The organism is Ochrobactrum sp. 19YEA23 (assembly GCF_029909865.1).
GTDB classification, from domain to species: Bacteria; Pseudomonadota; Alphaproteobacteria; order Rhizobiales; family Rhizobiaceae; genus Brucella; species Brucella gambitense.
In genome coordinates this window covers 19,730-43,895 of record NZ_JASAMQ010000014.1, presented here as the reverse complement: position 1 = coordinate 43,895, position 24,166 = coordinate 19,730, and the positions used below count along the sequence as shown (strand labels likewise).

Here is a 24,166-nt window from a genome sequence, read left to right as displayed (position 1 = left end):
TTGACAGCGAATTTCGAGTGTTAATATCCTAAAATGCCTGTTCTATGCAATTTCGTCTTTGGCAGGGTCTGAAGCGATCCCGGCTTCTAAAGTTGTAACCTTCAACAGATCATGCGCCGAAATCGTTAACCGAGCCTTTGCGGCGGTTTGAAGCCATGTCGGAGACATAGTCAAAAAGAAAGCCGGGCGAAACCCGGCTTTCGTCGTCTCTTTGCAATAAGCAGCTTATTGCGGCTGCGGTTCCATGCCAGGCTCGCTGCCTGGTTCACCGCTGCTCTTGCGCTTGCGCGGGCTACCGGCCTTCGGAACACCCGAACCGCGCGACGGCGTATCATTGCCCTGATCGCGCGACGGCTTGTTGCCTGCGATCAGCGCCTTGATTTCTTCGCCGCTCAGCGTTTCATATTCCAGAAGACCTTCAGCGAGCGCAATCCAGTCCTTCTTCTTCTTAGTCAGGATGCGGGTCGCTTCGGCATAAGCCTCGTCGATCAGGCGACGCACTTCGGCATCAATGATCTGCGCGGTTTCTTCCGAAATATTCTGCGTGCGCGACACCGAATGACCGAGGAAGACTTCTTCCTGATTGTCACCGTAAGCCACGCGACCGAGCTTGTCGGAATAACCCCACTGGGTGACCATGGACCGGGCAAGCTTGGTTGCCTGCTGGATGTCCGAGGATGCACCGGAAGTGATGTTTTCCTTGCCGAATTTCAGCTCTTCAGCCACACGACCGCCCATCATGATGGCAAGACGCGACACCATCCAGGTATAGGTGGCCGAATAACGGTCGCCTTCCGGAAGCTGCATCACCATGCCAAGCGCACGACCGCGCGGAATGATCGTCGCCTTATGGACCGGATCGGATGCAGGCACATTGAGCGCAACAATGGCGTGACCTGCCTCGTGATAGGCCGTATTGGCCTTTTCTTCCGGCGTCATGGCGGAGCGGCGTTCCGCACCCATCATGATCTTGTCTTTGGCGTCTTCGAATTCCTGCATGGTCACCAGGCGCTTGTTACGGCGCGCTGCCATGAGAGCGGCTTCGTTGACGAGGTTGGCGAGATCGGCACCGGAGAAGCCCGGCGTGCCGCGTGCGACAACCTTGAGATCGACATTCGGTGCGAGCGGCACGTTGCGCACATGCACTTTCAGGATCTGTTCACGACCGACGATATCCGGGTTCGGCACCACGACCTGACGGTCGAAACGGCCCGGACGCAGGAGTGCCGGATCAAGAACGTCCGGACGGTTGGTCGCAGCGATCAGAATGATCGATTCGTTGGCTTCGAAACCATCCATCTCGACCAGAAGCTGGTTGAGGGTCTGTTCGCGTTCGTCATTGCCGCCGCCGAGACCGGCACCACGATGACGACCGACAGCGTCGATTTCGTCGATGAAGATGATGCAAGGTGCATTCTTCTTCGCCTGCTCGAACATGTCGCGGACACGGCTTGCACCAACACCGACAAACATTTCAACGAAGTCCGAACCGGAAATGGTGAAGAACGGCACATTGGCTTCACCCGCAACCGAGCGCGCCAGAAGGGTCTTACCGGTGCCGGGAGGGCCAACGAGCAACACGCCGCGCGGAATTTTGCCGCCGAGACGCTGGAACTTCTGCGGATCGCGCAGGAATTCGACGATTTCTTCGAGATCCTGCTTGGCTTCGTCAACGCCTGCAACGTCCTGGAAAGTCACGCGGCCATGCGCTTCGGTCAAAAGCTTCGCTTTCGACTTGCCAAAGCCCATCGCACCGCGCGAGCCGCCCTGCATCTGGCGCATGAAGAAAATCCACACGCCAAGGATCAGGATCATCGGCAGCCACGACAGGAGAATGCCGATCAGCGAACTGGAGCCGTCGCTTTCAGGACGGGCAGTAATTGCGACGCCCTTTTCTTCAAGACGGGAAACCAGTCCTGTATCGCCAGGTGAATAGGTCTGGAACGTCGAGCCATTGTCGGCAAAGGTGCCGGTGATGCGCTCGCCGGTAATCGTGACCGATTTCACGCGACCATTGGATACGTCGTCAATAAATTGCGAATAGGAAACTTCACGGGAATTCGTGCGCTGACCAGGGCTCTGGAACAGGTTGAACAGCGCGATCAAAAGAAGAGCAATGATCGCCCAGAGGGCGAAGTTGCGATAGTTCGGATTCATCTCGGGTCCAATCGATACCACGGCCATTCCGCAATCGCGGAACGATGTTTCGATCTAACATAGGATCGAAGGAAGGCGTTGCCAAGGCGCGTATCACGCCGCATGGGAGATTCTTCCCACTCTGGTTTATAAAAATTAGGAGTTTGGTGAAGATTGCCGACCAATTCGCTTCTCGATCGCCTCGGCAAGAGCGAAATCATATCCCGGCAGAACATGGTCAAACAGCGCAAAATGCCGCTCCATGCGGATATGCGCCGGGAGATTCTCTCCGGGAAGGAATGGCAAAGAGACAATCTTTCCATCCGCATAGATTGCGGGCAGCACCAAAAGCGCTTCGCGCCAGCGCGCATTGGTTTCAGAAGCATTTTCTGGAAAAGACGTGGGAGAATCAGCCAGAAAATCAATCAATGCCTGTCGTCCCGGCGCGGCGATTTCAAAATCGCGCTCAGCTGAATTGAAAAAGCGAAAGCGTCCATCCCAGATACAGCTGCCTCCAGCAGGCAACGGCATCGACGGCAGATTGCGTCGCTCCCGCCGGAAACGATGTGGCAGCCCCTTGGCTCCGCGCTCAATCAGCGCGCCAAAAATGGTCAATCTTTCGTGTTTTCGGCTTTCGTGTTTCTGGCTTTCCTGCTCCGCCTCGCCCGACAGAATGCGTTCGATGCGCAAGCGCTCGGCATCGCCGGGCAGGAATCGACGTCCGCCTGCCAGCGAAGCCACGAGGCCGGAAAAGAGCCGCCGGACCGTTTCCGGCAAAGCGGAGTAAATGGCCGGATCGATTTCCATCCGGTCGCAATCATCCACTTGCAGGCTTACGGGATTGGCCAAGGCCGCAACAAGAGCAGCATTGTCACGCTTGCGTGCCGCACTCGCCAGAGCCACCTGCGCCAGAACGATCTGCGGATCGGCATCGGCAGCAGCGCCTTGCCGGACACGCGGGCGTTCATAGTCGGTATTGGCGTTGCTCGGATCATCAACCCAGCGAAGACCTTTCGCCGTCAGTTCATCTCGCAAGGCCTGCCGTGAAACCGAAAGCAGCGGGCGGATCAGTTGCACTGAGCCTTCCAGCCATGATTGCGGCGCCATGGCGGCAAGCCCCCTCGCCTCGGCGTGGTGGCTGCGCTCCTTGCGCATCAGGAAGGTCTCGATCTGGTCATCCTGCGTATGGCCCGTCACGATCACACCGGCATCCGCTTCATGCGCAGCCTGAACCAGAAGCCGGTAGCGCACGCTGCGCGCAGCTGCGGCCAGCCCCTGCGACGGCTTGGGATCGTCCCACGCCAGAATGCGGTGCGCGATACCATGCTCACGGCACAGCGCGCCGACATTTTCAGCCTCCTCGGCTGATTCGGCACGCAAGCGATGATCGACGGTCACTGCGAGAAGTGCAGGACGAGGATCGAGCGTCGCCAAATGATCCTTGAGCAGGAAGAGCATTGCCAGCGAATCGCTGCCGCCGGAAACGGCCGCAATAACGGCCTTTGCTTGATCCAGTTGAAAAGGCTTAAAAATATCAGTCGGGGAAAGCCCCACGAAATAACTCCGCAATCAGCACTTTACACGTGTGCGTTCTTCGGCAACACGCTTCAGAATGGCGGGAGCCGCTTTGGGATAACGTTGCGGAATCTGCTCGAAGGTCGCGCAGGCAACGTCGTGATTGTCCATCTTCTCAAGCGTCATACCGAGCTTGAACATGTTTTCCGGCGCACGGCGGGAATCGGGATAGTCGCGCTGCGTGTCGATGAACACCGTTGCAGCTTCCGGGTAGCGTCCCTGACCGTAAAGCGATTCGCCCAGCCAGAAGCGGGCTTCCGCGGTCTGCGGATCAGCCGGATAGCGCTTCACATGCTGGCGGAAACCCGTTTCGGCCGCCTTGTAATCACCCGACATCAGATACTGATACGACGCCTGATAGAGCGTGTTCGGATTATCGCCCATTGGCAGCGAGGCGACAGCCGTGCCGTTCTGCGAGTTGCCCTGTCCAGAGGAACCTTGACCGCCGGGCTGACCGCCCTGTTCGACCGGGCGCGGTGCGGTATTGAGCGATTCGCCGATTACATTGCCACTGGAATCAAACCGGATGGACCCCAGCGTCTGCGGCGGCTCGCCGCGCTGAGACCCGCCCTGCGTCAAGACGCCAGAACCAGTGGCAAGAGAATCGGCGCCAACTGCGCCCGATTGTGCGGTTTGCGGCGCTTCCTGTGCTGGCGTCCGGTCCGAGATGGAACCGTCCTGACCGGCATCTGCGGAAACCCCGGCATCGGGATTACCAGTAGCGCCGCCATCATAGGTGTTCTGGCCCATAGTGTCCGGTGAACCGGCGCTGGCGAGAGCACTGCCATCGCCTGCACCACCGCCGTTGCGGTCGCTCGTGTCGGCACGCTTGCCGGTTTCCAGGAACTGGAAGCGCTGCTCATATTCTTCCTGCATTTTCTGCATCTGATCCTGCATTTCGAGGATCTGGAAGTTCATGGCCTCGGCACGCATGCCAAGCGTATCGGCCATGCTGGCAACATCGCCTGCACCCTGCGCGCAAAGATCGGCACCCGGAGCCGGAGCAGCGGCAGGCTGGCCAGCCTTGTTTGCAGCCGGTGATGCGACGCCATTCTTCTTTTCGAGTTCCTCGAAGCGGAATTCGTTGTCTTCCTGCGATTTTTGCAGCTGATTGTCGGTGAATGCGATCTGGGCGTCCACATCCTCGATCTTGCCGGTGAGGTTGCGTACCAGCTCCTGCATCATACCGGCGCTCTGGTAGCCGCCATTCTGCGCTGAAGCGCCGCCACCACGCATGGCGTCATCGAGAATTGCGGTCGAGCCGACGCTGACGCGATTCTGTCCGCCGCCCTTACCCTTTTCGAGAGCCTGAAAACGAGCTTCGTTATCGCGATGGATTTTCACCATCTTGTCGCGGAGCTGCAAAATCTTGCTGTAAGACTGCGCGTTCTGATGTGCGAGATTGCACACCTGCTGCGAATACTGGTTTGCACCCGGATCGCCAGTCTGCGCCAAAACCGGAGCACTCGCCAAAAGCGGCAGCATGGCAATTGCCAGTGTCACTTTCCTCATTGTTGTCCTCATTCCCTATTGCCCCTGCGAGTTTACAATGAACAGGATGATCGAGTGCCGCGCCTGAATGCTTGCTGAACATGCCATACCGCACGGCCAGTTCCGCTTTTAGAGCAAATCCGTGAAAAGCAAAGATGCTTTCCCTTAATCGTTCCCACTATGACAGGGGCGACTTCGGCCAAAGTTTGTCGAAATGCCTGATCAACAGACATGAAAACGAAAAAAGCGGCCCGAAGGCCGCTTTTCCTGCAACGCTGTTGTGCGTTTGCAAATACAAATAGCCAGCTATTAGCTGCCTGCACCGTTGAGAACGGTGACGGCACGGCGGTTCTGCGACCAGCACGAGTCGGCATCGCAAACTGCGACCGGACGTTCGTTACCGTACGAGATGGTGCGCATACGGTTGGTCGGCACGCCACGCGAAGCAAGGAAGTCGCGGGTGGCGGCAGCGCGACGCTGGCCGAGAGCGAGGTTGTATTCGCGGGTACCGCGTTCGTCAGCATGACCTTCGACGGTGATCGAATACTGCGGGTAACGCTGCAGCCACTGGGCCTGCTTCGAAAGCGTCTGCTGTGCGTCTCCGCGGATCAGCGACGAGTCGAGATCGAAGAAGATGCGGTCGCCGACATTGACCGTGAAGTCCTGCGCCGAGCCGGGCGTTGCCGCGCCTGCACCGCCGAGGCCGAGATCACCGGCATTGTTCGGGAGATTCTTCTTGGATGCGCAACCGGCGACGGCGAGCGACATGAAAAGGGCAATAGCGATCGGGCTACGTGCAATCGACTGGATGCGGCGCATGGGCCGAGGCTCCTTAAGATTTGATGTTCCTGCGTAACCAACCAATAATCATATCGAGGTTAATGCAGGCTCAAGAAGTATGGTTAATATTGTCTTGAGACCAAATGCAACCGGCGTTTTCCGGCTGCCATTCTGTTTTTAGGCCTTGATGGCAAAATACGGCAGAAACACGGCTATAGAGGCCGATTGTGGCAAACGCCGCAAAGACAGGCCAAAAACATCGCATATCGCGCTCTAAACCGCTGCCAGAGGGCATGAAAAAGGCGCGGGACCAAAATCCCGCGCCTTAATCTGATCGGTGATTCTTTTAAAGCTGATACTACTCAAGCAGCGGCGACCAGGCCGGATCGGATGCGAAATTCGGCGTCTGGATCTGGCGTTCGTTGCGACCCGTCAGGTCGATGGTGAACAGCTTTGGACCGCCCGCGCCTGCCGCCTTGCGGAAGAACATCAGCACGCGACCGTTCGGAGCCCAGGTCGGGCCTTCATTGTGGAAGCCCGACGTCAGAAGGCGTTCGCCCGAACCGTCGGTCTTCATCACGCCAATCGAGAACTGGCCCTGCGACTGCTTGGTGAAGGCGATGAGATCGCCACGCGGAGACCAGACTGGTGTCGAGTAGCTGCCATCGCCCATCGACAGGCGGCGAGGATTGGAACCGTCGGCACCGGCGATATAGAGCTGCGGGCGACCGCCGCGGTCAGACGAGAACACAATCTGCGAACCGTCCGGCGAATAGGATGCGCTGGTGTCGATAGCCTGGCTGTTCGTCAGGCGGGTCGTGGTGCGCGAACGCAGATCCATCGCATAGACATTGGCGCTGCCGTCGTCCTGAAGCAGGCTCATGACAACTTTCTGGCCGTCCGGCGAGAAGCGCGGAGCGATGGACATGCCGGGGAAGTTGCCGACCAGCTCACGCTGGCCCGTTTCGAGCTGCAGCAGGTAAACCTTTGGCTGGCCGCCGGCAAACGACATGTAAGTCACTTCCTGGCGGTTCGGCGAGAAACGCGGGGTCAGAGCAATATCGCGACCATCGGAGAGATAACGAATATTCGCGCCGTCCTGATCCATGATGGCGAGGCGCTTGATGCGCTTCTGGGCCGGGCCGGATTCATCGACGAAAACGATGCGCGTATCGAAGTAACCCTTTTCACCGGTCAGGCGCTCATAGATGGCGTCTGCGATGATATGGGCGACACGACGCCAGTTATCCGGCGAGGTGAAGAACTGCTGGCCGATCATCTGCTGACCGCCAAACGTATCCCAGAGGCGGAATTCCGCCTTCAGTCTGCCGTCCGGCTGTTTTGTAATGCGACCGGTGACCAGAGCCTGTGCATTGATGACCTTCCAGTCCTCGAAGCGCGGCGCAGCATCGGGATTGGAGATCTTTTCAATGAAGGCGCCCTTGTCGATGGGCGCAAACAGACCGGACCGCTCAAGATCGGCAGCAATGACCGACGTGATGTTGGGTCCAAGCTGGTCTGCGGACAGGAAATCCGTGATGGCGATCGGCAGCGGCTCGACCACACCCTTGTTGATGTTGATTTCCACCACAGCGCGTGCAGGCATGGTGCAGACAAGACTTGCGGCAATCATGCAGGCGAAAGCCGAGAGGACTGTCCGGATCTTAGTTGTCATGATGCCGGTTTTCATATCTTCAGGGACCTCTTTTGTCCTTTGCCCATAGTGGGCTTCATTTAGTCTGGTGACCGGGAAACCCCGATCAGAACATTTCGCTCGGGTCGAAGTTGACGATCACTTCCGACCATGAATCATATTTGTCGACTGGCAGATTGTACGGTGCGCAACGTGCAACCGCGCGCTTGGCGCTTTCAGCCGCTGCACGACCAACACCATCGCCGCCGCCGCCCGATGTCACTTCCGGAACACCCTGAATGGAGCCGTCCTGGTTCAGTTTCATCTTCACGGTCACAACCAGCCCCGGCGCGTCGGCCACACCGGCGGGCACGTTCCAGCACTTGGAAATCGCACCGCGCAGCGCATCCATTTCACTCTGGCTCAGCTTGGAGCCGCCGGTATTCTTCTTGCCGCCCAGCGATGCCTGATCGGTCGAGCGCTTTGCGCCGCCACCGGAAGCCTTCTGCTTGTTGAGCAGCGCCGATACTTCATCGGCAATCGCATCGTTTTTCGACTGCGAGGTCTGCGATGCGGACTGCGTCTGCTTCTTTTCTTCCGTCGGCTTGCGGTCCGGCGTCTTGGCGGTCTGCGCCTGCGGCGGCTTCGGCTTGGTCTGCGGAGCGGGAACATTGTCCGGCAGCCGCGGCGTGTTCGCATCCGGCGTTTCGGCCTGCTTTTCGATGGCTTCCGCCACCGGATCCGGCTTCACTTCCTGCTTCGGCTCAGGCTTGGCCTGCATTTCGGTCGCGGGAACCGGCGTCGGCTTTTCTTCCGGCTTCGGTTCGGGCTTGGGGTCAGGCTTCGGTTCCGGTTTCTTCACCGGCTCCGGCTGAGCCTTGGGTTCTTCCGCCGCCTCGATTGGCTTTGCCTTGGTGTCGGGCTTCGGCGGGGTCGTGGTATCAACCTCCTGATCGCCGACATTCTGGGCGTTGGGAACGGTCTGCGGCTTTGTGGTCGGAATTGGCGCGGACTTCTCCTTCATCGGAGCCGTCTTTTCGCCTTGCTGAATTTGCGTGATGGATTCAATCGGCACGATGTCGACTGGGAACGATTCCGAATCCTGCACGTCGAAAGCCTTCGGCGAGGAAAAGGAAAAGAGCCCCAGCGCAATGACGATGGTATGGAGCGCTACAGAAGATGTCAGGCCAGCCTTCATGATGGCGTCAGCTATCCTGCTCCTGGAGGGTCACAAGGCCGATATTCTTGAAACCGGCGGCGGAAATGCGGGCCATGACCTTCATGACGGTGCCGTAATCGGCAGCCTTGTCACCGCGCACGAAAATGCGCTCCTCATAGCCCGTCTTGGAAATGGCCTGAAGCTTCGGCACGACCTCTTCGATCGGAATTTCGGTTTCCTGCAGATAGATCTTGCCTTCATTGCTGACCGAAACCGTGATCGGCTGCGTATCGGCGTTCATCGCCTTGGCCTGCGTATCCGGCAGGTCAATCGGCACGCCGACTGTCAGAAGTGGCGCAGAGACCATGAAGATGATGAGCAGCACCAGCATCACGTCGACGAACGGCGTAACGTTGATTTCACTCATCAATGCCTTCTTGCGACCACGCCTGCGGCGTCCGCCCGACTGCATTCCATTTCCTACCGACATGCCCATTGCAAGATTCCCGAAAGCTCGATTTGCCGTATTCGCTGGAAGGCGCTCAACTGCGCGGCGTCAGCTTCTCATCAATTTGGCGCGACAGTATGGCGGAAAACTCGTCCGCAAAGCCCTCGAGCCGTCCACCAATCTTGCCCGCATCGGACGAAAGTTTGTTGTAGGCGATAACGGCCGGAATAGCGGCCAGAAGACCGATGGCCGTCGCCAGAAGGGCTTCCGCAATACCCGGTGCCACAACCGCAAGGCTGGTATTCTTGGACGCAGCGATGGCCTGGAACGAGGTCATGATACCGACAACCGTACCGAACAGACCGATAAACGGTGCAGCTGACCCGATGGTGGCAAGGAAGCCCAGGCGCGATTCCATCTTTTCGCCTTCACGCGCCAGCGCGACATCCATCGCCTTGTCGATACGCATCTGCAGACCGATGGGGGAGCGTGCACCCTTCTCGAAGGATTTTTTCCATTCGCGCATGGCCGCCATGAAGATCGACGCCATGCCGGTGGTGCGGCGTTCGCCGAGATTGCGATAGAGTTCTTCCAGAGACTGGCCCGACCAGAAAGCCTGTTCGAAGCGGTCGATGGCGCGGCGCGCGCGGCTATAGGCAATCACCTTGTCCACGACGATAGCCCATGTCCAGACCGAAGCGCCAAGCAAACCCAGCATGACCAGCTTGACCACCCAGTTTGCCTGCATGAACAGGCCCCAGAGGGTAACATCGGCGGCGGGGGCCGCTAACGCAACATTTTCCATCGATCCACCGTTTCGAGGCTCTTGCCAGTCCGACACCCGGACCGCTGACCCCAACCTTCTCTGTCTTTAGGCATTTCCATCCGCAGAGCCGTTTCGTACTTCTGCTGGAAATATCCTGTTTTTGAATCCAAACGCCCGGCACGGGACCGGGCGGCATCGCAAATCGTCACAGATCGCCGCTCGACACGGGTGACCCAAATCTGCGCAGCTTTACGTCTTGTTCGATGCAGTTCGGCCAGGAAAAACGCTTGGCACTTTTCCCGAAACTGCTTCGCGCGCTGTTTGCATATCCAGGCAGGACATACACACACTCGCATCACAACCGCCCCAAAGCACACATGCCGGATTTGCAACTTTAAATCCCTACGGCGCTTGTTACGGTTAATTTTGGTGAAAGGAAGGCGCTGCGCTTGCAGCCAGCCCTTCAACCGATTCCGTCAGGATGATTAATCGAAGATTATGGTTAAAGATGCGTTAGCATTTGCATCTATATCGGCCCAAGATGTCAAAATCGGCCATCTAATGAGCCTGCGCTTAAAAATAAACGCGACAGGCAAGCCCTCAATTCTTGGGGGCGAGCAAATCAGCTTTCCTTCGTGAAAGCCTCGCGCCACTCATCCGGTATCCGGCGCGGGTGGCCTTCCTTGGTGATCATCACCGCTTCCACTTTCGCTTCCGAAAGCAAGCGGCCGTCGCAAGTGATCTTCTGCGCCATGATGACCCGTGCGCCGCGAATTTCGCTGACGCGCGTTTCAATCAGGATGAGATCGTCCATTCGGGCCGGAGACTTGTAATCGATCTCCATGCGCCGCACGACCCAGACCATTTCCTCGCCGAGCGAACCTTCGGCAAGCTCGATATGATGTACATCCTGCAAGCGCAGGAAATCGGTGCGTCCGCGCTCGTAAAATTCCAGATAGCGCCCGTGATAGACAAAGCCGGAAAAATCCGTGTCGGCATAATAGATGCGCGCATAAAGGTGATGCGCCCCGTCTTTCAGCGCACCCGATACGGCTTCAAGCGCCGCATGTTCGTTTCGATCAGTCCCGATAGTCTTAGTCATTGTCTTCCATGAAGAGGCCGAATTGCGCCTGCTGGATGATTTCCGCTGGCGCAGGCAATCCCAGATGCTGCCATGCAATCGCCGTCAGAACGCGACCGCGCGGCGTGCGCTGCAGAAAGCCCTGCTGGATGAGATAGGGTTCGATAATGTCTTCAATCGCATCACGCGGCTCGGAAAGCCCTGCCGCTATGGTTTCGATCCCGACCGGACCGCCACCGAAATTGCGCGCGATAATATTGAGGTAACGCCGGTCAAGCTGGTCGAGGCCGCGATTGTCCACTTCAAGCCGCGACAACGCTTCATCAGCGATCTTGCGGTCGATGACATCGCTACCGGCGACCAGCGCGAAATCGCGCACGCGGCGCAACAGGCGTCCGGCGATACGTGGTGTGCCCCGCGAACGCCGCGCGACTTCCAGCGCACCCTCCGGCGAAATACCCATCTGCATGATGCGCGCGCCACGGCGCACAATATATTCCAGTTCCTCGACCGTATAGAAATTGAGCCGCACAGGAATGCCGAAGCGGTCACGCAATGGCGTGGTCAGGAGACCAAGGCGCGTCGTCGCCGCAACCAGCGTGAACTTCGCAAGATCGATCTTCACCGAACGCGCCGCCGGGCCTTCACCGATGATCAGATCGAGCTGGAAATCTTCCATCGCCGGATAGAGAATTTCTTCCACTGCCGGGCTGAGACGATGAATTTCATCGATGAAGAGCACGTCGCGCTCTTCAAGATTGGTCAGCAATGCCGCCAGATCGCCAGCCTTGGCGATAACCGGACCAGAGGTGGAGCGGAAGTTGACGCCCAGTTCCTTGGCCATGATCTGGGCCAGCGTTGTCTTGCCGAGACCGGGAGGGCCAACGAACAGCACATGATCCAGCGCCTCGCCACGCACCTTGGCCGCTTCAATGAAGACCTTGAGATTGGCGCGCGCCGCCGCCTGCCCAACGAAATCGTCGAGCATTTGCGGACGCAGCGTATTGTCTTCGTCTACGCGTCTGTCGGCATCAATGAGAGGGTTGCGGTCGCTCATGTCCTCCTCCTCGCATGAACCTCATGTTCAGGCAAGTTGCTCAAAGCCTGAATCAAAAAGTGGCAGGCCGTGGCGAAAATGGTGGTTTTCGAGTACCGGAGCGCAATGTACTTAACGTACATGAGCACCGGAACGCAGAAAAACGCCATTTGCAGACCGGCATGGCGACTTTTGGAACAGGCTCTCACCGCGACAATTCCTTCAAACCAAGACGGATCAGCTTGGCCGAATCGGCATCCTCGCCCGCCTCTTTCAGCGCAGCCGCAACGGCATTCGCCGCCTGATCTCGCGAGTAACCGAGATTGGAAAGCGCCGACACGGCATCCGCGACGGGAGCCGGGGCTGCACCGGCTCCAAGCTCCTGCTTGAGCCCGATGGTGCCGCTTGCCTCACCGGCAAAGGCCGGAGCCTTGTTCTTCAATTCGGTGACGATGCGCTCCGCCACTTTCTTGCCGACGCCCGGCGTACGCGACACCATGGCGATGTCTCGCAGCGCAATTGCATTGGCCAGTTCCGATGGAGACAATGTGCCGAGAACCGCCAGCGCGACCTTGGCGCCGACGCCCTGCACGTTCTGCAACAGGCGGAACCATTCGCGTTCAAGCTGATTGGCAAAACCGTAAAGGCGGATCATGTCCTCACGGACATAGGTTTCGATAAACAGGATGGCCGCCTCGCCCGCGCCGCCGAGATTGCCCAGCGTGCGCGGCGAACAGAACGCCACATAGCCAACGCCATGCACCTCGATGACGGCATGGTCATCGGCAATTTCATCGATCACGCCCTTAAGCTTGCCGATCATTCTGGTCCTACCCCGCTAACAACGCCTGCATACGGCGGGCGCTTACAATGCTCTGACGATGATGCGCATGGCAAATGGCGATGGCCAACGCATCAGCGGCGTCGCTCGTATCGAACGACGCACGCGGCATCAGCACTTTGACCATCATGTGTATCTGTTGCTTTTCACCGTGACCGACACCGATTACCGCCTTCTTGACAGCATTCGGCGCATATTCCGCCACCGGCAGCCCCGCCTGCGCAGGAGCGAGCAAGGCAATGCCGCGCGCCTGGCCGAGCTTGAGTGTTGCCGTCGCATCCTTGTTGACGAAGGTATGCTCGACCGCCGCCTCATGCGGCATGAATTCATGCAGAACTTTGGAAAGCCCCTCATGCAGCTGGCAAAGACGTGAAGCGAGATCCATCTCGGCGTTCGACGTCACCGTGCCCGAGCCGATGAAGTGCAGTGAATTGCCCAGCGATTCGACAATGCCCCACCCCGTGCGGCGCAGGCCCGGATCGATGCCAATAATGCGAATCGTTTCTTTCATAAGCGAACCCTATCCTCAGACGGATTCACTTGACAGCAGAAAAGTGAACAAAAGAGAAACATGCGCCGAAAGCATGGACGGGACAGCGCAGATTTTGGTTATGACGCGCCGAAAATGGTGGGCTTTGAGAACCGGCGCGCAGCGTACATAAGGTACGTGAGCACCGGAAGCGGAAAAGAACGCCATTTGCAGGCCGTCAGAGCCTAAATATCAGCGGCCCTTAAGAAGCGCCGAAAGCCGTCTTGAGCAACACAATCTGTTCGGAAACCGGGTTGCCGTGCGGATTGGCCTGCAGGGAAACCACATCGCCATAGACTTCGCGGTCCATGCGGCGCACACGCGCCTGCAGACGCATTGAGCGCTCCACCAATTCGGCAAAGGCGGCAGGCAGCTCGCTCCAGCCCGGAGCGCCTTCACCAGCCGATGGCGTGTCGAGACGCACCTTGGCCTTTTCGGCAGACACCTGCTGGCGGTTCATCTCGCCGTTGCGGGCAGCACGCTGCAGCAGAAGCCAGGAAGCGATCTGCATCAGACGGGTGGTGAGACGCATCGATTCGGCGGCATAAAGCGTCGCAGCAATCCGTGACAGATTGCGCGCTTCTTCACGGCCTTCGCCGTCGAGATAGCTCGCCGCTTCCTCGACCATATCCATGCCCTGGCTGTAGATCGGCTTGAACGAATCCGAGAAGACCATGCGCTCGGCGAGGCTGATCATATTGCTCGGCACCTGTCTCTGTTCGCTAATCACTGCTCTGTCACCCTGCATGACCGCCTGCATCGGCGGCCCATTCCGTTGATCGCATCCACTGGAGGATGAACGCGACTGAAAAATACTGAACCGCCGTTCGACCACGCGGGACGTCCGGACGGAACAGTCACATCAAACAAGTCCACGATAAACTGCACCTTCATGCACGGTCGCGCAAGATTATGTTTAACGTTCGGTTAACATTTTCAAGGGGTGGTTAATTGACCCTGCAAGCAGAACGGGTCGAACCGGTTTCCGGTTCCCCTCATGCGTTCAAAACGCCAGTGACAGACGCCGTCAGAGCCTTACAGGCACAAAAAAAGAGCCGCGATGGCGGCTCTCAGGAGTTTAACAGGGAGGCGTCAAACAGAGTGGCTAAACCACTCGGTAAGAATCCAGCCGAACTGGATGTAAATGATTAAACCCTCTTAAGATTAATGAATGGTTAATTTCGGTCACGCCCTGTGGAAAATACCAGCAGGCCCAGGCCGCGCAGAAAGAAAAAAGCCGCCCGAAGGCGGCTCATTATCAATAGCGCTGCATGGCAGGCTGGGGTTTCGTCGCCGCTTGAACCTTGACCGGCTCGGCGGCAGGGATGGCAGGTTTGACTGCACCCTGCTTGCCCCAGCCGATGGTGGGCAGCCACTCCAGATAATAGGCCAGCGCGAACTGCATCACGATACCGGTTGCAATCAGCAGTGTGTCATAGGGAAGACCGCCCGGATTAACCAGCTTCATGACCTGCGCCACCATGGCAAGCAGCGTGCCTGCGATGAAGACCGGGAGCGAATGCTTGCCGAGGATCGCCAGCGGATTATCCGGCGCGGTGCGAGCGATATTGTTCAGCGTCGGCACCACGGCAATGAGATAGGCCATCGCCAGAATGTGCAGGAGACGCGGGCCCGACAGGAAGGTCTTGTCGAAGCCGGTAATGATCATCGGCATGCCCATCGAGGCATCAATGCCCCAGAGCGGAATGCGGACCCAGGCCATCGCCAGCACCAGATAGCCGACGGCAAGGCCGATCAGGGCCGGATGCGTCGGCAGCTGGCCGCCACGGCGCACATGCATCACACCCGCAATGCCAATGGCAAACAGGAACTGCCAGGAAAGCGGGTTCAGGAACCAGACGCCCTCCGTCGGATAATTGATCGGCGCGACCTGATAAAGACCGGACAGGAACCAGACCATCCCCGAAACGCCCAGCATCAGCGGCAGGCTGATGCGCGCCAGCAAAAGCAGGAGCGGCGTCAGAACCAGCATAACGGCATACATCGACAGGATGTTGTTGTAGCCCAGCTGATGACCAAGCGTCACGAGACCGAATAGGGCTTCCACCGGCTGCTTGAGCAGCGGCTCGATATTGATTTCCTTGAGCAGTTCGGAACGCTTCAGGAAGATCGCGGCGGAAGCGAAGATGGCGATGGTCGCCATGGTCGTCATGATATGGGTGGTATAAAGCACGCCTGCGCGACGCCACATCTTCAATGTCAGAAGAAGGCGGTTGCCCGGGCCGAACTTGCTGCCATAGGCCAATGCCACAGCCATGCCGGATATCAGCACGAAGGCTTCTGCCGAATCGGAGAAGCCAAGGTTCTTGTGCGTGAAGTGCTCGTAGATGGTGCCCGGCACGTGGTTGATGAAAATGGTCAACAGCGCAAGCGCACGGAACACGTCAATGCGCGTGTCGCGCACTTTCACGTTCTGCGCGGGCATCGCTTCTCTAGCGGTCGCAATCGTCATTTACCAGCCTGTCTGTCTCTGCTGGAAAGCACCGGCGCTTGGGACCGCGACACTCTCCAATCTCTCAGTTGCAGCTCTCCGAATGGGAGATCGGATAGAAGCCACATGCTTCATCGGGACGTTCATTGCCCGACGTTTGATGGGACCTATATACGCAATAATCCCGGCAGAACCGGGTTGGTTCCGATCAACTTTCGTTCCAGTGGATAACATAATGCCATACCGGACGTTGAACCCGCGGCCTGAACTGTCGCGGCAAAGACAGGACTTGTCGTCTGTCTGTCGGATCGCATAAATGCGCTTAAGCAAATATAGGGTGCATAAATGCACCGGAACAAATAGCCAGGCGCATAGTTGCGCCAAAACAATTAGATAGAGCGCGGCTTCCGTTTCGGATAAACAGAACTTCACTCTTGCCCGAATTCCATCATGTTTTTCTCGTTAGGCTTCGCCCCATGAACAAGTCCGCCCCCAAAACCGAACCCGAACGCTGCCGCATCGTGCTGGTTGCCCCGCCGATTGCCGATAGCGCGGTTTTGGCCAGACTTTTGACGGAAGCGCTTTCCGGTGGTGATGTCGCAAGCGTGATTCTCGATACCGGCGATCTGGATGAAGCAACCTTTCAGGCCGCCGCTGCAAAGGCCGTGCCGATCATTCAGGAAAAGGGCGCAGCCGCGCTTATTTTGAACGATACGCGCATTGCAGGTCGCGTCGGCGCCGATGGCGTGCATATCGAAGGCAAGGCGGCTGAACTCGCCGACGCCATTGAAAAGCACACACCGAAGATGATCGTCGGCACCGGCAATCTGCGTGACCGCCATGGCGCGATGGAAATCGGCGAATTGCAGCCTGATTACATTTTCTTCGGTAAGGTCGGTGCGGACAACAAGCCGGATGCGCATCCGCGCAATCTTGCGCTGGCCGAATGGTGGGCGCAGATGGTCGAAATTCCCTCCATTGCACAGGCTGGAAACACGCTTGAGAGCGTCATTCCCGCAGCCGAGACCGGCGCGGATTTCGTGGCGCTCGGTCGTGCCGTATTCGAGGCGGAAGATCCGGCGAAAGCTGTCGCGGAAGCCAACCGGCTTCTCGACGAACACGCGCCGCGTTTTGAAAACTAATCCTTCAGATTCGGTTCCCAAGGTCTTGTTGATGCCCATGAAGAGCAAACTTCTTCTCGCTGCCGCTTTGACATTCGCGCTGCCTGCCCTGCCGGCGGCCGCCGCAGGCGAGCCTGCAAAGAGCCAGAACGACAGCGCCAAGGGCACCCACAAGGACAAGAAGAGCGACAAGCCCGCCAAACAGCCCGTTATGCTGCCGCAGCCTGCGACGACCGCTCCAATGCCGTCGATCGATCTGAGCCGGTTCGGCGACAGGCCTGCTGACGAGGCGTTTGGCGCTTTTCAGCGCGGGCTTTATCTGACCGCATTCAATCTCGCAAAACCGCAAGCGGAAAAGGGCGATCCGGCATCGCAGGCGCTGATCGCTGAACTCTATGCACGCGGCATGGGCATTCCCGCCGATCAGAAACTTGCAGCCGAATGGTATGGCAAGGCCGCAGATAACGGCATTACCGAAGCGCAGTTCCGTTATGCGGCCCTGTTGCTTCAGGGCACTTATGTCAAGAAGGATCAGGCCAAGGCCGAAGCCCTGATGGAAAAGGCAGCTGAAGGCGGCAACGCCATGGCCCAGTTCAACTGGGGCCAGATGCTGATGGTGAAGCATCCGGGCAAGCCCGGCCTCGATCTTGCCTTTCCGTGGTTTGAAAAAGCGGCTGATGAAAAGCTTGCCGACGCCCAATATGCGTTGAGCCAGATCTATGCCAATGGCACAGAGAAGATCGCCCGCGACGACAAGAAGGCCCGTTTCTATCTGATCCTTGCAGCACGCAAGGGCTATGACACCGCCCAGTTCGATCTCGGACGCTGGCTGGTTGAAGGCCGTGGCGGCGACAAGGATTATGAACAGGGCTTCCGCTGGATGCAGCTTGCCGCCGGACGCGGCATGGTCATGGCGCAAGTCTGGCTCGCCCGTCTCTATCGCGACGGGATCGGCACCGACGGCGATACTGTGAAGGCTGCGGCATGGTATATCATTGCGCAGCGTGCCGGTTTTCGCTCGCCCGACCTCAACGATCTGATGGACGGACTGGGTGACGACCAGATCAAACAAGCTATCGAGACGGCTAACGATCTGCGCGTGCGCTAGCAATTCTGACGATTCTACGTCTCCAAAAGATTCTCTTTTCGTGCTCAGGCTTGCACAAAGCGCCGTTTTGTGGTCTTGGAGACGCCGATTATCGTGGTTCGAGTATAAGACGCTTACGCAATCCCCGTGACAAAGCGGGCGGTTGCCTTTCTGTCGTCATGCGTCGGACCGCAATTGGTTTCAATTCATTCCGGATCAAGCTCATGAAGATCAATGGTAACGAAATCCGTCCCGGCAACGTCATCGAACATGACGGCGGGCTCTGGGTTGCCGTCAAGACCAACGCTGTCAAGCCCGGCAAGGGCGGCGCCTACAATCAGGTTGAACTGAAGAACCTCATCACCGGCACCAAGCTCAACGAGCGTTTCCGCGCTGCCGAAACCGTCGAGCGCGTGCGCCTTGAGCAGAAGGACTTCTCGTTCCTCTATGAACAGGGCGAAGCGCTGATTTTCATGGACACGGAATCCTACGAACAGCTCGAACTCCAGAAGGATTTCGTCGGCGACCGCGCTGCTTTCCTTCAGGACGGCATGATGGTCACCGTCGAGCTTTACGAAGAAAAGCCGATCGGCATTCGTCTGCCGGATCAGGTCACGCTGGCGATCACCGAAGCCGATCCGGTCGTCAAGGGCCAGACCGCAGCTTCGTCCTACAAGCCTGCCGTGCTTGAAAACGGCATCCGTATCCTCGTTCCGCCATTCATCGCTTCCGGTGAACGCGTGATCGTCGACACCAACGAACTGACCTACGTCAGCCGCGCTTAATCGAGCGCCGATCTTTTGCGATGCCCAAACGGGCATCGCAGCTTGTCGCCATTGAACCGCGACTGTTCTTTCTCAGATTGCTCAATTCCTCGAAAGTCTGTGCGCTTGCATGTGTTTGGCACATGGGCCGGATTTTCAAGGATCTGTTTAACTGCATGGTCCACGCTCATATCCACGCCTTCTCGAACAACCGTGGGATCATGCCAAAAAGGATAAAGAAATGGCCCGCTCAGCCCTTCTTAATGTTATGGTACAGGCCGCTATGAAAGCTGGCCGTAACCTTGCCCGCGACTTCGGCGAAGTCCAGAATCTTCAGGTATCCCTCAAGGGCCCCGGCGACTATGTCAGCCAGGCCGACCGCAAAGCGGAACAGATCATCTACACGGAATTGAGCCGCGCCCGCCCGGATTTCGGCTTCCTGATGGAAGAATCCGGCGAGGTAGCAGCCAAGGACGGACAGCATCGCTGGCTGATCGATCCGCTTGATGGCACAACCAATTTCCTGCACGGCATCCCGGTTTTCGCAGTCTCGATCGCTCTTGAGCGTCAGGGACAGATCGTTGCCGGCGTCATCTACAATCCGGCCATGGACGAGCTTTACACCGCCGAACGCGGCGGCGGCGCTTTCCTCAATGATCGCCGTCTGCGCGTCGCAGCCCGCAACAAGCTGGTCGATACCGTGATTGGCACCGGCATCCCGCATCTCGGCCGCGGTCATCACGGCCATTATCTGGTTGAATTGCGCAATGTCATGGCCGAAACGGCCGGTGTGCGCCGCATGGGTGCAGCCGCGCTCGACCTCGCTTTTGTCGCCGCCGGTCGCCTTGACGGCTTCTGGGAAGAGGGCGTCAACCCATGGGACATCGGCGCAGGCATGCTGATGATCCGTGAAGCTGGCGGTTTTGTCTCCGACAAGGACGGCGGACAGGACATGTTCGACAAGAAGAGCATTGTTGCTGGCAACGAAGCCATTCAGGCCGCACTTCTCAAGACGCTGAAGAAGCCGATCTGATCCGGATCATCCCTCTTTGCGATAAACTGCATTCAGCGCGCCCATTGGCGCGCTGAAGTTTTTTACAGCTCATTTTTTCCTGCTCAGACGATTCCGCTTCACATAATTATGAAGTAGGCTCCCCATCAAACAGCCGACGATGGAGCGGAACGCATGAGTGACTTTAGGGAAACGAGAACACGTCTGGATGAGGGACGCGATTATGACCCCTATCGCCTGAGCAGCCCGCGTATTGTTATATTATCCATGGTGATTTTCCTCATCATCGTTGCCTTTCTGGCAGCGGTGCTGATGCGGCAGATCCATACATTCTTCGTCACCAATCCCGGCCTCAACGGCCTCATTTTCGGCGTCCTGCTGGTCGGCATATTGCTGGCGTTCGGGCAGGTTCTGCGCCTCTTGCCGGAAATCCGCTGGGTCAACTCCTTCCGCGATGGCGACCGCGACGGCACCACCCAACCGCCGGTTCTGCTTGCGCCCATGCGTGCGCTGATCGGGCGTCGCCAGTCCATGGCGCTAACGACCTCATCAATGCGATCGATCCTCGATTCCATCGCCACACGCCTTGATGAAAGCCGCGACATCTCGCGCTATCTCATCGGGCTGCTGGTTTTCCTCGGCCTGCTTGGCACGTTCTGGGGCCTGCTGGAAACGGTTGGCTCCATCGGGCGCACCATCCAGACACTGGACCCAAGCTCCGGCAGCACGGGCGATGTTCTGGATGCGCTGAAGGCTGGTTTGCAGGCGCCGCTGTCGGGCATGGGCACCGCCTTCTCGTCCTCGCTGTTTGGTCTGTCGGGTTCGCTCATTCTGGGCTTCCTCGACCTGCAGGCAGGTCGTGCGCAGAATCGCTTCTACACAGAGCTGGAAAACTGGCTTTCTTCCGTTACCGATCTTGGTTCCGATCCGAACGCTGAAAATGGCCAGACAGGCGAACTGCATGCTTTGGCCGACCGGCTGAAAACCCAGGGCAGCGACGCCTCTACCCAGCGCACATCCGCAGCCCTTGCCAATCTGGCCGAGGGTATTCAGGGGCTGGTGAAAAGCATGCGCAGCGAACAGCAGATCATGCGCGACTGGGTGGAAAAGCAGGCCGACGAGCAAAAGGCCATACGCCAGACGCTCGACCGGCTTTCCAAGGCTATCGGCACGCCATCCCATGACCGCACCCATGAGCGCAAATCTGACCGGACCGATCCCCATCCAAGCGACAAGGCGGAGTAAGCCCCATGGCTCTTGCCCGTAACCGCCGCCAGCAAAGACATGTCGACTACTGGCCCGGCTTCGTCGATGCGCTGACCACACTGCTTCTGGCGATCATGTTTCTGCTGACGGTCTTCGTGCTGGCGCAGTTTCTCCTCAGCCGAGAGGTGAACAACAAGGACAGCGTGCTGGCGCGCCTCAACAGCCAGATTCAGGAGCTGACGCAGCTTTTGTCGCTGGAGAAGAGCAATTCGCAGGACATGCAGGACACCATCGCCAATCTGCAGGCCTCCCTTTCCAACGTGGAAAGCGAACGTTCTCGCCTGCAAACGCTGCTGAGTGAAGGCAGCGGTGCTGGGGCAGCCGCTGAAAAGCGCGCCGGTGAACTGTCTGATAGTCTTGATGCGGAAAAGCAGGTCAGCGCCCGGGCGCTCAGCCAGGTGGAACTGCTGAACCAGCAGATTTCCGCCCTGCGTCGACAGATTGCAGCACTGGAAGATGCGCTCAACGCATCGGAAAGCCGCGACCGCGAATCGAACGCCAAGATTGCAGATCTCGGCAAGCGCCTCAATGTGGCGCTGGCCCAGCGCGTGCAGGAACTGAACCGCTATCGCTCCGACTTCTTCGGAAGACTGCGTGAAATCCTCTCCGACAAGGATAATATCCGCATTGTCGGCGACCGTTTCGTCTTTCAGTCGGAAGTGCTGTTCCCGACCGGATCGTCGGATATCAATCCGGCTGGCGAAGTGGAGATGAAGAAGCTCGCCGACGCCGTTATCGAACTGAACAAGGAAATCCCGGACGATATCAACTGGGTGCTGCGTGTGGACGGGCACACCGACAATGTGCCGCTCGCCGGTACCGGACGCTTCCGCGACAATTGGGAGCTTTCCTCAGCCCGCGCCACGTCGGTCGTCAAATTCCTGATCGCCAATGGTGTTCCGGCCAACCGCCTCGTTGCGGCAGGCTTCGGCGAATACCAGCCGCTCGAAGCTTCGGATTCGCCGGACGCACGCGCCCGAAACCGTCGTATCGAGCTGAAGCTGACCGAGAGATAAAGAAAGGGGCGCAAAAACGCCCCTTTTTTGCTAACTCGTTGGGTTGATTAATACACCCCTGCCCCGGCCTCGAATTGCAGCTTCGCAAGACGCGCATAGATGCCGCCGCGTTCCACAAGGCTCTGGTGGGTGCCTTCTTCGACGATCCGGCCCTTATCCAGCACAAGAATGCGGTCGGCTTTCAGCACCGTTGCCAGACGGTGTGCGACCACCAGTGTGGTGCGGCCCTGCATCAGACCATCAAGGGCCTTCTGCACCAGCATTTCGCTTTCCGCATCGAGCGCCGAGGTCGCCTCGTCCAGCAGCAGGATCGGCGCAGCACGCAGGATGGCGCGGGCAATGGCAATGCGCTGGCGTTGGCCGCCGGACAATGTCACGCCACGTTCACCGACTTCGGTGTCGTATCCATTGGCGAGCGCCATGATAAAATCATGCGCCAATGCTGCCTTGGCCGCAGCCTCGATTTCCGCGTCGCTGGCACCCGGTCTGCCGAAGCCGATATTGTCCCGGATCGAGGTGGCAAAAATCGCCACGTCCTGCGGGACCATGGCCACACGCCCGCGCACAGCTGCGGGATCGGCTTCCGGCAAGGCAACGCCATCCATCAGCACCTTGCCGGACTGCGGATCGTAATAACGCATCACCAGCGAAAACACCGTGCTCTTTCCCGCACCGGACGGACCAACAATGGCGACCGTTTCGCCGGGTTTGACCGCAAAGCTCACGCCATTCAGCGATGGCGCATCGGGGCGCGTCGGATAAGAGAAATAAACGTCATCGAAGACGATCTCGCCGCGCGCTGGCTCAGGCAAGGCGACCGGATCGCGTGGAGCGGAAATGTCGGGATCTTCGTCAAGAATTTCGGCAAGCCGCTCTGTGGCTCCGGCAGCCTGCGCCAATTCACCGCCAACCTCCGACAGGGCTCCGAAAGCGCTGGCCGCGAAGACGGCATAGAGCACAAACTGACCGAGCGTGCCGGGCGATATGGTGCCGGACAGCACATCGCGCGAGCCGAACCACAGCACCGCAACAACGCTGGAGAAGATCAGGAAGATGGCGAAGGCCGTCAGCACCGCGCGTGCTTTGATGGATGAGCGCGCTGCCAGATAGGCATTTTCCACCGCACGGGCAAAACGCCCGACCACCATGTTTTCATTGGTGAAGGCCTGCAAGGTGCGCATCGCGCCAATCTGCTCGCTGGCATAGGCATTGGCATTGGCGAGCATGTCCTGCGTCAAACGCGAACGACGGCGCACGGAGCGCCCAAAAGCGATCAGCGGCACGACGATCACCGGAATGGCTGCAATCACCAGCACGGACAGTTTCGGGCTGGTGACAACCATCATGGCCAGCGCGCCGACGCCCAGAATGACATTGCGCAGCGCCACCGACGCGGTCGCGCCCACCACCGACTTGATCTGCGTCGTATCGGCGGAAAGCCGCGACACGATTTCCCCGGACTGCGAACGGTCGAAGAATTCCGGTGAAAGCGCCGTCACATGCGCAAAGACTGCATTGCGCAGATCGGCCACGACCCGCTCACCCAGCGAGATCACGAAGAAATAGCGCAGCCCCGACGCAACCGCGAGAACCAGCGCCAGCAGCACCAGCATTCCGAAATAATTGTTCACGAAAACGGCGTTGGCACCGGTGAAGCCGTGGTCGATCATGCGGCGCAGTGCGACAGGCACCGCAAGCGTCGTGACGGCAGCCAGAACCAGCGAAAAAAGAGCGCCAATCACCAGCCGCTTGTAGCGGGCGACGAACGGAACCATTCGCCGGAGAGGCTTGAGGGAACGGCGCTTGCGCGCCTCATCTGCATTCAATTCCGGATTCACACCAGTTGGATTATTATGATCGGCCATTCTTGAGATTGTGCCCTTGTTATTGCCGTGCGCCTGATGTATAGGCTCGGCAACCCTTTTGGAAGCCATCACCTGCGTGTGATGGGTCTTCATAAATGCCATTGGGCG

The 24,166-nt window shown here is 58.4% G+C and carries 21 protein-coding genes and 1 pseudogene; 6 read left to right on the top strand and 16 right to left on the bottom strand.

What is annotated here, in order from left to right; translation table 11 throughout:
* Nucleotides 1–225: 225 nt before the first annotated feature.
* The 15 genes and pseudogenes from ftsH to QBD01_RS23425 all read right to left on the bottom strand — a co-directional run bounded on the left by ftsH (nucleotide 226) and on the right by QBD01_RS23425 (nucleotide 15,921).
* Entirely contained in the window at nucleotides 226–2,157 is a 1,932-nt protein-coding gene (ftsH, locus tag QBD01_RS23495; protein WP_182521774.1) for an ATP-dependent zinc metalloprotease FtsH, read from the bottom strand.
* Nucleotides 2,158–2,292: 135 nt separating this feature from the next.
* Complete coding sequence (gene tilS / locus QBD01_RS23490) at nucleotides 2,293–3,690, bottom strand: tRNA lysidine(34) synthetase TilS (RefSeq protein WP_280994755.1); 1,398 nt, start codon at nucleotides 3,688–3,690, stop codon at nucleotides 2,293–2,295.
* A gap of 15 nt (nucleotides 3,691–3,705) precedes the next feature.
* Nucleotides 3,706–5,235 carry a tol-pal system protein YbgF gene (gene ybgF, locus QBD01_RS23485; protein ID WP_280994754.1) on the bottom strand — a complete coding sequence of 510 codons (1,530 nt, stop codon included), beginning with the start codon at nucleotides 5,233–5,235 and terminating at the stop codon, nucleotides 3,706–3,708.
* Nucleotides 5,236–5,511: 276 nt separating this feature from the next.
* A complete protein-coding gene (gene pal / locus QBD01_RS23480) occupies nucleotides 5,512–6,021 on the bottom strand; it encodes a peptidoglycan-associated lipoprotein Pal (RefSeq protein ID WP_078339475.1) in 510 nt (169 codons plus the stop codon).
* Nucleotides 6,022–6,340: 319 nt separating this feature from the next.
* Nucleotides 6,341–7,672, bottom strand: coding sequence for a Tol-Pal system beta propeller repeat protein TolB (gene tolB, locus QBD01_RS23475; RefSeq protein ID WP_182521666.1), 1,332 nt, complete (start codon nucleotides 7,670–7,672; stop codon nucleotides 6,341–6,343).
* Between the two features lie 70 nt (nucleotides 7,673–7,742).
* Nucleotides 7,743–8,813, bottom strand: coding sequence for a cell envelope integrity protein TolA (locus tag QBD01_RS23470; RefSeq protein WP_280994753.1), 1,071 nt, complete (start codon nucleotides 8,811–8,813; stop codon nucleotides 7,743–7,745).
* 7 nt (nucleotides 8,814–8,820) lie between these two features.
* A complete protein-coding gene (gene tolR / locus QBD01_RS23465) occupies nucleotides 8,821–9,270 on the bottom strand; it encodes a protein TolR (protein WP_078339479.1) in 450 nt (149 codons plus the stop codon).
* A 46-nt stretch (nucleotides 9,271–9,316) separates the two neighbouring features.
* The gene (tolQ, locus tag QBD01_RS23460) at nucleotides 9,317–10,027 is read right to left on the bottom strand and encodes a protein TolQ (protein WP_182521668.1); all 711 of its coding nucleotides are present in this window, start codon (nucleotides 10,025–10,027) and stop codon (nucleotides 9,317–9,319) included.
* 583 nt (nucleotides 10,028–10,610) lie between these two features.
* Nucleotides 10,611–11,090: a YbgC/FadM family acyl-CoA thioesterase gene (locus QBD01_RS23455; protein ID WP_280994752.1), complete on the bottom strand. Its 480-nt coding sequence runs from the start codon at nucleotides 11,088–11,090 to the stop codon at nucleotides 10,611–10,613.
* On the bottom strand, nucleotides 11,083–12,126 hold the full coding sequence (gene ruvB / locus QBD01_RS23450) for a Holliday junction branch migration DNA helicase RuvB (protein WP_182521670.1): 1,044 nt from the start codon (nucleotides 12,124–12,126) through the stop codon (nucleotides 11,083–11,085). The genes QBD01_RS23455 and ruvB overlap by 8 nt, the downstream gene beginning before the upstream one ends.
* Nucleotides 12,127–12,167: 41 nt before the next feature.
* Nucleotides 12,168–12,275: pseudogene (locus QBD01_RS23445) on the bottom strand (flagellar basal body P-ring protein FlgI); the annotation flags it as partial.
* A 35-nt stretch (nucleotides 12,276–12,310) separates the two neighbouring features.
* Nucleotides 12,311–12,928, bottom strand: coding sequence for a Holliday junction branch migration protein RuvA (gene ruvA / locus QBD01_RS23440; RefSeq protein WP_280994751.1), 618 nt, complete (start codon nucleotides 12,926–12,928; stop codon nucleotides 12,311–12,313).
* Nucleotides 12,929–12,935: 7 nt separating this feature from the next.
* Nucleotides 12,936–13,457 carry a crossover junction endodeoxyribonuclease RuvC gene (gene ruvC, locus QBD01_RS23435; protein ID WP_002964793.1) on the bottom strand — a complete coding sequence of 174 codons (522 nt, stop codon included), beginning with the start codon at nucleotides 13,455–13,457 and terminating at the stop codon, nucleotides 12,936–12,938.
* A gap of 220 nt (nucleotides 13,458–13,677) precedes the next feature.
* Nucleotides 13,678–14,184 (bottom strand): DUF1465 family protein, encoded by a 507-nt coding sequence (locus tag QBD01_RS23430; protein WP_078339585.1) that lies wholly within the window; start codon nucleotides 14,182–14,184, stop codon nucleotides 13,678–13,680.
* Between the two features lie 549 nt (nucleotides 14,185–14,733).
* Nucleotides 14,734–15,921 (bottom strand): OpgC family protein, encoded by a 1,188-nt coding sequence (locus QBD01_RS23425; protein WP_280994794.1) that lies wholly within the window; start codon nucleotides 15,919–15,921, stop codon nucleotides 14,734–14,736.
* Nucleotides 15,922–16,403: 482 nt separating this feature from the next.
* Here QBD01_RS23425 and QBD01_RS23420 point away from each other — a divergent pair, with 482 nt between their 5' ends.
* From QBD01_RS23420 to QBD01_RS23395, 6 genes are all read left to right on the top strand, one after another.
* The gene (locus tag QBD01_RS23420) at nucleotides 16,404–17,069 is read left to right on the top strand and encodes a thiamine phosphate synthase (RefSeq protein ID WP_182521672.1); all 666 of its coding nucleotides are present in this window, start codon (nucleotides 16,404–16,406) and stop codon (nucleotides 17,067–17,069) included.
* A gap of 37 nt (nucleotides 17,070–17,106) precedes the next feature.
* Nucleotides 17,107–18,156: a tetratricopeptide repeat protein gene (locus tag QBD01_RS23415; RefSeq protein ID WP_280994750.1), complete on the top strand. Its 1,050-nt coding sequence runs from the start codon at nucleotides 17,107–17,109 to the stop codon at nucleotides 18,154–18,156.
* A gap of 203 nt (nucleotides 18,157–18,359) precedes the next feature.
* Entirely contained in the window at nucleotides 18,360–18,920 is a 561-nt protein-coding gene (gene efp / locus QBD01_RS23410) for an elongation factor P (RefSeq protein ID WP_109369753.1), read from the top strand.
* A gap of 220 nt (nucleotides 18,921–19,140) precedes the next feature.
* Nucleotides 19,141–19,932, top strand: a complete 792-nt coding sequence (locus QBD01_RS23405) for an inositol monophosphatase family protein (protein WP_280994749.1) — start codon at nucleotides 19,141–19,143, stop codon at nucleotides 19,930–19,932.
* Between the two features lie 153 nt (nucleotides 19,933–20,085).
* The gene (locus QBD01_RS23400; protein ID WP_280994748.1) at nucleotides 20,086–21,156 is read left to right on the top strand and encodes a MotA/TolQ/ExbB proton channel family protein; all 1,071 of its coding nucleotides are present in this window, start codon (nucleotides 20,086–20,088) and stop codon (nucleotides 21,154–21,156) included.
* A gap of 5 nt (nucleotides 21,157–21,161) precedes the next feature.
* A complete protein-coding gene (locus tag QBD01_RS23395) occupies nucleotides 21,162–22,193 on the top strand; it encodes a peptidoglycan -binding protein (protein ID WP_280994747.1) in 1,032 nt (343 codons plus the stop codon).
* Between the two features lie 47 nt (nucleotides 22,194–22,240).
* Here QBD01_RS23395 and QBD01_RS23390 read toward each other — a convergent pair whose 3' ends face one another.
* Nucleotides 22,241–24,160, bottom strand: coding sequence for an ABC transporter transmembrane domain-containing protein (locus QBD01_RS23390; protein ID WP_280994746.1), 1,920 nt, complete (start codon nucleotides 24,158–24,160; stop codon nucleotides 22,241–22,243).
* Nucleotides 24,161–24,166: the final 6 nt, after the last annotated feature.